We start from the raw sequence: 8,850 nt of genomic DNA on the forward strand, positions 1-8,850 counted from the left end.
TCCCAAAACGTCGCCGGACAGCGCCGCTAGGCGGTGTCTTCACATGATCTTGCCTGGTAGATCACGGTGGGGTGATACGTCGCCATGAACTGTCCGATGCCGAGTGGGAGTGCGTCCGGCCGTTGCTGCCCGAGCCGTTACGGGGGCGGAAGCGGCTCGTCGACCGCCGGGTCCTGAACGGGATGCGACGGTCCACGGCTGGTACGAGGGCCACATCCAAGGTGAGGACGAGTGCCCCGGATGCGACTTCCGGGGCGGACTGCCGAAGAGCACCCGACGCGGCTGATCTCGGGTTCGAGCCACTGGTCGCCACACCGGCAGCAGACCCAGACGTTGCGGCCGTGATTGATGAGCAGCCAGTCGCGTCGGGCCTGACAGCCCGGGCACATCGCGGGGATGCCGCCGAGGGCCAGCTCGTGCGGGTGGCTGAGGCAGCGGGTCGCGCCGGGGCCGTCGGCCGGCTCTGTCTCGTTCTGGAGGTGCAGCAGGGGGTCGGTACCGGCCAGGAGGGCGGGCAGGACGGGTGCCGGCTCGGTGGTGTGGTCGGTGGTTCTGAGCACGAGCGTCATCTCCCGGTCGAAGGCTTGCTGTTTTCAGCCGTAACAGCCGGTGGAACCGCCTGTCCAGGCATTTCGAGGCATCCGGCGGCCGGTGACCGGCCTTCCGGGCGCACTGGTCAGCGGCGCGGCGGGCGGCTGCGCGGGTCGGAGACGGCAGGGCGCGGCGCCGCTGCGGGTACGTTCCGCCCGCTGGTGCGGTTGGCCGATAGCCTGTTCGGCCGGGCGCCAGGCTGCTGGCGACGAGCATCTACCCCTGGATGGGCGGGGAGCTGGGCGATCCGGCGCAGGCGCCAGACCAGGACGTCGTTCACGTCCGCGGCGGTGTCGAGTTCGCGCATGTCGATGGCCCGCTGGAGGAGGGCCTCTGGGTCGTGTCCTGCTGCTTCGGCCTGGGCGAGGGTGGCGGCCAAGGCGTCCGTCTTCGTCGAGGCGCCTTCTGTGCGGACGTCCTGTTCCTTCAGGACTGTTCGGATGGTGCTCTCGTACTTCCGCCGGTCGGCCTCGGGCAGGGCGCGGCCTTGGTCGTGGAGTGCTCGCATGGGGGTGTTGGCGGCGAGGCGGTAGGCGGTGCGGAGGTGTTGGGCGGTCTGGCGGGCGGCGTGGGCCTGCTGGGCGTGGCCATGGGCGGAGTGCCAGCGGGCGGCGGCGAGGGCGACCAGGACGAGGGTGGAGACGAGCATGGCGGTGGTGCCGCCATCTTCACCGCGCCCAAGGGCGCCGCCGGCCTGGATGATGCCTCGGGCGGCGGAGCGGATGGCTCGGGTGTCGGCGCGCTCTGCTCGCACGTGGCTGCGGGTCGCGCGTTCGAAGGATCGGGCGGCGGCGGCCAGCTCGGCGCGGGTGGCGGCGGGGGAGGTCTGGGCGAGGGCGTCGAGGAGTTCTCCGACGCCGACGAGGTGGGCGGCGGCTTCGTCGTCGTCGCGGTCGAGGAGGCTGGCGGCGTGCTCGGCGGTGCTGGTGGCGCTGCGGCGTGCTCGGGCGGGTGGGGGCCAGTCCGGTCGGCCTTCGGCAGCGGGGGGCGCGGCCTGGTCGGTGAGGCCGTCGGCCAGGTGGTGGCGGATCTTCGGAAGGGACAGGTCGGGGGCGAGCTTGGAGCCGGGGTACCAGATCGGGTCGCCGTGGCGGTTGCGGTCGCCGGGGAGGGCGACGTTGTAGCCGAGGGCGTCGCCGGACGGTGCGTGGCGCACCTTCACGCGCAGGCCCGCCTCGTGAAGGCGGGTGAAAAACTCCTCTTCGGTGGCGGCTCCGGCGAGGGCCTGGCGGACGGCTTCGCGGAGCGTCTCGCGGGAGGTCTCGGGGCGGCCGGTGCGTTCGGCCTTGAACTTCTCGGCGCTGGTGGGGTTCTTCGCTGCGGTGCCGTCGCCGGCGTTGAGGCGGCGCAGGCCCGTCTCCTCCTCGATGCGCCGGCACTCGGCCTGGGCCTTGTTGAAGTCGTAGTTCAACCGCGGGTTGCGCAGGTCGCCGCGGACCAGGGTGGCGACGATGTGGATGTGGTCTTCTGCGTGGCGGACGGCGATCCACCGGCAGCCGTCGGGATCACCGTCCGGGGCGATGCCGGTGGCGTGGACGATGCGCTGGGCGACGGCGTTCCATTCCTCGTCGGAGAGCCGCCGGTCGCCGGGGGCGGTGCGGACCGAGCAGTGCCACACGTGCTGGGCGGGCGCGCGGTCGCCGGCCTGCTTGACCCGGAGGTCGAGGGCGGCGGTGAGCCGGGCGAGGGTGACCTGTGGGTCGGGGTCGCGGCCGGGGTCGGGGGCGAAGCCGTCCCAGGAGCCGACGAGGTGGGCGTCGGTGTGCTCCTCGCGCCGGCCGGGGCCGTAGAGGTAGACGAGCAGTCCGTGGGTGCGGGAGCCGCGTCCGATGTCGGGAACCATCACAGTCGCCTGGTCACCAGGTCGTTCGCCGCGTCGTCGAGGCGGCCGAGGGACCTGGTCAGAACGCTCAGTGCGTGTTCGAGTTCACCGGGGCGGGGCTGGCCGCCGACGTTGTGGACGTAGGCGATCTGGTTGATGTTGTTGCCGATCCGGGCCAGCGCGGTACGCAGGGCGGCGAGTTCGTCGATGGCGGTGTCGAGTTGTTCGTTGGTGTGCAGGGTGGTCGAACCGCGGGCGGCGGCAAGGCCGGCGGCGGCGAGGAAGCGGGCGACGGTGACGTTGCGCTGCGCGGCGGCAGCGGCGATCTCGGCTTTCTCGTCGTCGGAGAGACGGGTGGTCGTCTTGCGGGTGCGCTCGCTCGGGTTGCGGCTGCGGCGGCGCGGTGTGCGGTCGGGGAAGGCGGGCGTGCTCGGGCTCGGCTGCTCGCGGTGGTCGTCACGGTCGGCTTCTCCCCCGGTGACCGGCGCTCCCTGGTGCCAGCTGCCCGGCTGGTCCCCGTGCGCCCTCGCTCGGGAACCAGCTGGGCTTCCCTCGCCCTCTGGGGCGGGGGCAAGTGCGTACGACGGGCCGTAGGACCGTCGTACGCGATAGCTTGCTCCGCCAGGAGCCGTCGTGGGGTCACGCTGCTCTCCGGCCGTGGTCACCGCCGGGTCGTCGGTGGTCATCGGCTCGTCTCGGGGTCCTGCTGCTGGATTTCGCGGACGAGTTCCTCGATCCAGTCCATGGCCAGGACCGGGTGGTGCAGGGTCCAGGGGCGATCGTGCTGCTCTCGTTGCACGATCCAGGTGGCATCGGGGCCGGCCTGGGCACTGTGGAGGTGGCCGTGCTGGTGAAGGACGGTCAGCCAGGAGTCGACTTCGGCGGGCGTGGCCGGGTGAGTGCGCATCAGGTGTGCTCCGCTTCTGTTCGGGAGGGGTGTCCGGAGCGGGTGACCGGTCGGGGTGACCGGATCGGTCACCCGCTCCGTGGAGGTTCGTTCAGGGCCGGGCGGAGGTGACCGGCTGTCCGTGCTGGGCACGAAGCTGGGCCATCAGGGTGGTCAGGGTGTCGCTGGAGAGCGGGATCTGCTGACCGCGGATCGCCTGGGCGACCACCTTGCGGGTCAGCTTGTCCTGGGTCCTGACTGCTGACCGGGCGATCTTCAGCAGCTCCTCGGTGTCCGGGTCGGGCCGCCGGTCACCGGGTGTCCGGGTGACCCGGTCAGTGACCGGCGGCTGGGTGACCGGCTGACCGGAATCCGCCGCCAGGCTGTTCTGGTCACCGGTGGCCGGGGCAGTGTCGTCGGCGCGGTCAGTTACCGGCCGCGCCGTGTCCGGCTGTCCGGGCAGGTCAGCGGCCTCATGCGGCTGACCGGAGTGACCGGGGTGACCAGTGACCGGCGCCGGGCTGCCCGCCGGGGTCGTGTCCCCGGTCAGTGACCGGTGGGCGGGGGCCTTCTTGTCCAGGGACAGCGGGGGCCGGTCGGTCAGCGCGGTGACCGGCTGACCGACGGTGACCTGACCGACCGCCGGCTGCTGCTGACCGACCCGGTCGGTCCGGGTGACCTCGACGGCCTCGCCCCGGTCGACCTGACCCGGCTGACCGGCCTGACCGAGGTCCTCGCGGTCACTGCTCCTGACCGGCCCCCGGGCGATGAGGATGTAGAGGTGGACCGCACCGGCCAGGGCGAGCGGGGCGATGGTGGACAGCACCGCGACCACCGTGTCCCCGAGCCGGAGGCCGGTGCTGGCGACCGCGTCCTCGTTGAGCCGCACCGCGTGGAGCGCGTTCGCCCAGATGCTGGCGGCGGTGGCCGTGCCGAAGAGCGTCCAGACGTAGAGCCGAGCACGCAGCGGCGCGTCGCGCAGGACCAGGAGCGCCCGGACGCCGTAGGCGATGAATCCGTCGATCACGAGGGGGAAGAGGTAGGTGAGGAAGCCTCGGATGTGGATGGCGACGGCCATCTGCTGCAGCGCGTCGTACGACAGGGCGCAGCCCGCGCCGCCGAGGGCGATGACGACCGCTCGGTCCCAGCCGGATATGTGCGCCGTCCTCGGCGCGGTCGCGGTGGTCACGCCGCCGTCCCGAAGTCGTCGCGGCCCAGGCGCTCGCTGCCGGCCTCGGATGGGGCAGTGACCGTCTCGGGCTGGTTGAGTTCTCGGTTGCGCAGGGCGCGGCGGAGTTCGCGGTACCGCTTCTGGGCGTGCTCCTCGCTGATCTTCAGGAGCCAGGCCAGGCGCTGTTCGCTCACCCCATGGCGGAAGGCGGCGCGGATGACCGCGCGGCGCTCGGCCTTGGTGAGGTGAATGTCGCGACCGGCGATGGTGTCGTTGACACGGCTGTAGTCAAGGCGATCGGCGATCTTCTCGTGGAGCGGTTGACGTTCCTCCTCGGTCAGTCCACCTCGGATGCCGTCGGAGTCGCCGCCTTCCAGTGCCGCGTCCAGGCAGGTGCGGCGGACCGGGCACTGGTTGCACAGCGCCTTCGCTGCGGTGATCTTGTCGGTCTCGTCGGGCTCCGGGAAGAAGATCTCGGGGTCGACCGGGTTGTACTCGGTGCTCTGGCAGACGGCGTCGGCCCGCCAGGTCTGGTCACCGAGGAGGCGGTGGCGGGTGGGGCTGTTCGTCGTGCTGGTCATGCGGGGTGCTCCGATCGCTCTCCGCGCGCAGGGGCGTCGGCGGAGAGGTGCGCTGGGTCGGGGAAGTGCTCGGGGCGGCGCGTTGCGGGCGCGGCCCGGCGTGGTGGCTTGGGGCGGGTCAGGCCGCGAGGCGGTGCCGTCTGCGGTCGACCTGCTCGAACTCGACCCGGGTGGTCATCTGCGCGAGGCGGGAGGCGACGCGGTCGCCGAGGTGGGCCCGGAGGTCCCTGATCGCCAGGTTGGTGGTGATCAGGGTCGGAAGCTCGTAGTTGTACCGGCGGTTGATCAGCCGGTAGGTGATCTCCTCGACCCACTCGGTGGCCTTGGCGGCGCCGAGGTCGTCGATGATCAGCAGCGGGCAGCGGCTGACGGCGGCCAGCTCCCGCTCGCTGTCGACTCCGGGCCGGGGGCGGAGGTCGGCATACAGGTCGGCGGCGGTGGTCGCGCGCCAGCGCACGCCGACTCCGCTCTGCACCAGCCGCCGGACCGCGCCGTACGCCTGGTGCGTCTTGCCTGCGCCGACGACGCCGGCCATCAGCAGGCTGGGCCCGGTGGTGACCTGTCGTCGGGCTCCCCGGTTGGGGGCGGCGGCGGCCTCGGCGACGGTCCGGACCCAGGCCAGGACCTGGGGGTGGTCGGCGACGGCGGCCCGGTAGCGCGGGGGCATCCCGGCCGACAGGGCCTCCAGCGGGGAGACGGTCTCGTCCTCGGCCGACACGGCGACGGCGGCGGGGTCGATGTTGCGGGCGGCCAGGATCCGGGCCATCCGGTCCAGGGTGCCCTCGCCAAGGGTCTGCGGTTCGCGGTGACGGGTGCGCATCACAGCTCCTCGGCGTAGGCGGCAGTGGCGTCGGACGGGTTGGTCCATGCCTGATGGGCGGGCACGGTAGGCCGGATTCCCGGCCGGGCCAAACCGCCGGAGCGTGCGTTCATGGCCTCGTTGACCATGCTGGTCAGCACGCTCGGGTGCTTGGGGTTGGCCGCGAAGTTCGCCAGCCCAGCGCGGATGTGCTCCGGTGCGATGCCCTCGCCCAGGAGCTTCTTGGTGATCCGGCCGAGGTGTCCGATCACGTCGCTGGGCGGGCGCTCGTCGCAGGAGGCGACGTACTCGCCGACGAGCTGGTTGGCCGGGATGCCGACGGCGGGCGCCGTGCGCCCCGTAGGGACAAGGGATCCAGGATCCAAGATCCTAGATCCAGGCGCCGAGCCCTCTCCGACGCTTCGGGGAAGGTTCGGGGAGCCCTCGGAGAATGCCTCCTGACCTGTGCTCTTCTCTCCAGCCTGGCTAAGGGCGCCGCCCGCGAGGTCGGCAGCTTCCTGCCAGTCGGCTGAGGCCCCGCCCGTGTGTCCGGGAGGCGTCGACGTGGTCTTCCCGGGCAGGTCGAGGGCTCGGGGAGTGTTCGGCGAGGTCTCGGCGAGTCCTCGCGGACCAGCAGACGAACCCTCGGTCCGCTTGGTGCAGGAGCCCTTGCAGGGGGCGCACCGGTCGGCAGCCTGGTGCTGCGGGCAGGAGGGCAGACGCGACTGGCTCGGCTTGTCGATCTTCTGGTGGTCGGACCAGGTCACGATGTGGAGGTAGCGGCGGCCGTCGCAGCCGGTGTACCGGCAGATCAGGCCGGCGGTCGCGAGCTGGTGGAGGTCGTCTTCGACGTGGACCGAGGTGTGCTCGGCGCGGAGGGGCCAGAGGAGCCCGGCGATGATCGCGGCGTTGTCGCGGTGGCGGCCATGGTCATCGGCCTGGGTGAGCAGTCCGAAGAAGGTCCGCTCGGCCTCGACGCGCACTTCCGCGAGCGACTCGGAGACGAATGCCTCCGGCTTGATGGTTCGTATCCGCGCCATGTCAGCGGCCCCGACCGGCGGCGACCAGGTCGCTGCGGGTGAGGATGGCGTCGGCGAGGTGGAAGGTGTGCGGTCGCGTCCACTCCGCCTCCGGCCCGGCCCGCAGGATCCAGCGGCCCGCGACCCTGGCGGTGGTGCGGTCCAGCTCCATGGTCTTCCCGGCCTCGTCCTTGACGACGGCGTGCAGGTGGGGCCACGTCTGCTTCGGGTCGTCGAAGCTGACCTGGCTCGTGGCCGCGCCCGCGAGCTGGGCAGCGAGGCGGCGCCGACGGCCAGCGTCTGGGCAGGCCGGGGTTCCGATCGGCATGGCAAGCATGCGATACTCCGTTTTTCGTAGAAGCGCGGTGCGGCGGTTCTCGTGCAAAAGCCCCGCCGCCCGCGTGATGTGTATGGGCACCTCTCGGGGTGCCGACCCGGCGCTTGGGAGTTGGTAGCTCCCGGGCGCCGGTCTTCTTTGCCGAGCCACGTCACGGACCGTGCACTCGCACTCGTTCCACCTCCTCCTCGGTCTGCCTCTCCTCAGGCATGCGGCGTGCTTTCGTCAACTCATTCCGCCCCTCCCCGGGGCGCCGCCCGACGGGGGACGACGAACATATGTAGACACCCGTGGCAAGTCCATCCCTGGCTCGTTTCAGGCCATACAAGACTCACGGCGGTCGGTACCGGGAGGCGCCCCAGCGGCCGACTGGCAACGACTGGGTACCGAATCCGACGGCGCGTTGCGCGAGTGGCCGCGACAACGCCACATGCACAGGGGTCCCCAGGGCTGGCACCATAGAGAGCCGAAGCCCGGCCAGCAGGTGCGATACGGAAACGTACGCCAGTTGCGGAAATGTATCAAGCCTGGGCTACAGTTGCCCCAGAGGCCGCCACTGTCGGCCCGATCGCCACCCCGCAGGAGTTCATGTGCCACGTCAGTTCGACGGCAGCCGCGTGCGCGCTGTCAGGCGGGGCAAGGACCTCCATCAGAAGGAACTGGCCGAGATGGTGGGCGTCAGCGCCCCTACGGTCGCGCGCTGGGAGAGCGGCCAGGACTTCCCCAAGGGCGAGAAGCTCCCCGCGATCGCAGCGGCGCTCGGCCAATCCCTCGATGTCCTCTTTCCCCACGATGGTCCGCCGGACCTGCAGCTCCTACGCTGTGACGCAGGCCTCAGCGTGGCGCAGGCCGCTGCGATCATCGGCGCGAGCCGCGTGCCCGTGAGCAACGCCGAATCCGGCCGGCGCCGACTCAGTGATGCGTACGTGCGGCCGCTCGCGGAGGCGTATGGGGTGACCGAAGAGGAGTTGCTGGCCGCCCAGGACCTCTCGTTCGGGCTTCACCCTAGGGCCTCGCGTGACGAGCGCGCCTCCGCCCCCCGCACGGTGGGAGAGAAGATCAACTTCCTCCTGGAGTACGGGTACGCTGGTCAGGAAGCCCCCTCCGAGGACGAGATCGCGCGGAACGTCAACGAGCACGCGGGCGTGGCGGCCGTCACGCCCGACGACATCGCCGCCCTTCGCGCGGGTGCCATCACCGAGGCTTCTGATGTGGTGCGTGCCGGCCTGGCCAAGGCGCTTCAGGTCGACGCGGCTCTTTTCCAGGACGATGCCGAGGTCGACCCAAAGGCCCGCGCATTCATGGAGGCACTCCTCTTCCTCGGCTCGATTCGCAGGGGGCAGATCCTCGGCCTGGCCGCCCGTGGCAACGACGGGGGCCTCTCCGCCGAGATGATAGCCAAGATCAACGAGCTCGTCGGAGAGCTGAAGCACAAGCTTCCAGAGGCGCAGGACGGGCAGTGACGCCATCCGCGAGTGCTTCTCGGGCTTGGCCCGTCTGAGGCGTTTTCGCTCTGCCGCCTTGGCATCTGACGCTGAGGTCGACCGCGCGTGCACCAAGGCCAGTGCGAGCTTCACAGCCGCGTAAGCGGCCGACAGAAGCGAAGTGGGGAACGGGCGACAACAGTGTCACCGCTGCACCGGA

At 71.3% G+C, this 8,850-nt stretch carries 9 protein-coding genes; 1 reads left to right on the forward strand and 8 read right to left on the reverse strand.

The genetic code is table 11. The features are described 5' to 3' along the window. Positions 1-676: 676 nt before the first annotated feature. From ACFW1I_RS17845 to ACFW1I_RS17880, 8 genes are all read right to left on the reverse strand, one after another. Positions 677-2,434, reverse strand: a complete 1,758-nt coding sequence (locus ACFW1I_RS17845; protein WP_384670651.1) for a relaxase/mobilization nuclease domain-containing protein — start codon at positions 2,432-2,434, stop codon at positions 677-679. After that, positions 2,434-3,099 (reverse strand): plasmid mobilization protein, encoded by a 666-nt coding sequence (locus ACFW1I_RS17850; RefSeq protein ID WP_384670652.1) that lies wholly within the window; start codon positions 3,097-3,099, stop codon positions 2,434-2,436. Before ACFW1I_RS17850 ends, ACFW1I_RS17845 begins: the two co-directional genes overlap by 1 nt. Further along, entirely contained in the window at positions 3,096-3,320 is a 225-nt protein-coding gene (locus tag ACFW1I_RS17855; RefSeq protein ID WP_384670653.1) for a hypothetical protein, read from the reverse strand. The genes ACFW1I_RS17850 and ACFW1I_RS17855 overlap by 4 nt, the downstream gene beginning before the upstream one ends. 91 nt (positions 3,321-3,411) lie before the next feature. Continuing rightward, a complete protein-coding gene (locus tag ACFW1I_RS17860) occupies positions 3,412-4,488 on the reverse strand; it encodes a DUF2637 domain-containing protein (RefSeq protein WP_384670655.1) in 1,077 nt (358 codons plus the stop codon). Beyond that, positions 4,485-5,051: a WhiB family transcriptional regulator gene (locus ACFW1I_RS17865; protein ID WP_384670656.1), complete on the reverse strand. Its 567-nt coding sequence runs from the start codon at positions 5,049-5,051 to the stop codon at positions 4,485-4,487. The genes ACFW1I_RS17860 and ACFW1I_RS17865 overlap by 4 nt, the downstream gene beginning before the upstream one ends. A gap of 118 nt (positions 5,052-5,169) precedes the next feature. After that, a complete protein-coding gene (locus ACFW1I_RS17870; RefSeq protein ID WP_384670657.1) occupies positions 5,170-5,871 on the reverse strand; it encodes an ATP-binding protein in 702 nt (233 codons plus the stop codon). Then, positions 5,871-6,890, reverse strand: a complete 1,020-nt coding sequence (locus ACFW1I_RS17875) for a hypothetical protein (protein WP_384670659.1) — start codon at positions 6,888-6,890, stop codon at positions 5,871-5,873. Before ACFW1I_RS17875 ends, ACFW1I_RS17870 begins: the two co-directional genes overlap by 1 nt. A 1-nt stretch (position 6,891) precedes the next feature. Beyond that, entirely contained in the window at positions 6,892-7,197 is a 306-nt protein-coding gene (locus ACFW1I_RS17880) for a transcriptional regulator (protein WP_384670661.1), read from the reverse strand. 599 nt (positions 7,198-7,796) lie between these two features. Between ACFW1I_RS17880 and ACFW1I_RS17885 the strand changes: the two genes are divergently transcribed. After that, on the forward strand, positions 7,797-8,669 hold the full coding sequence (locus tag ACFW1I_RS17885; protein WP_384670663.1) for a helix-turn-helix domain-containing protein: 873 nt from the start codon (positions 7,797-7,799) through the stop codon (positions 8,667-8,669). Positions 8,670-8,850: the final 181 nt, after the last annotated feature.

Origin of the sequence: Streptomyces sp. NPDC058955 (assembly GCF_042741435.1) — a bacterium.
Classification (GTDB): domain Bacteria; phylum Actinomycetota; class Actinomycetes; order Streptomycetales; family Streptomycetaceae; genus Streptomyces.

Coding starts and splice junctions, on each gene's coding strand:
- ACFW1I_RS17845 (WP_384670651.1), bottom strand. CDS start 2,434: ATGGTTCCCGACATCGGACGCGGCTCCCGCACCCACGGACTGCTCGTC.
- ACFW1I_RS17850 (WP_384670652.1), bottom strand. CDS start 3,099: ATGACCACCGACGACCCGGCGGTGACCACGGCCGGAGAGCAGCGTGAC.
- ACFW1I_RS17855 (WP_384670653.1), bottom strand. CDS start 3,320: ATGCGCACTCACCCGGCCACGCCCGCCGAAGTCGACTCCTGGCTGACC.
- ACFW1I_RS17865 (WP_384670656.1), bottom strand. CDS start 5,051: ATGACCAGCACGACGAACAGCCCCACCCGCCACCGCCTCCTCGGTGAC.
- ACFW1I_RS17870 (WP_384670657.1), bottom strand. CDS start 5,871: ATGCGCACCCGTCACCGCGAACCGCAGACCCTTGGCGAGGGCACCCTG.
- ACFW1I_RS17875 (WP_384670659.1), bottom strand. CDS start 6,890: ATGGCGCGGATACGAACCATCAAGCCGGAGGCATTCGTCTCCGAGTCG.
- ACFW1I_RS17880 (WP_384670661.1), bottom strand. CDS start 7,197: ATGCCGATCGGAACCCCGGCCTGCCCAGACGCTGGCCGTCGGCGCCGC.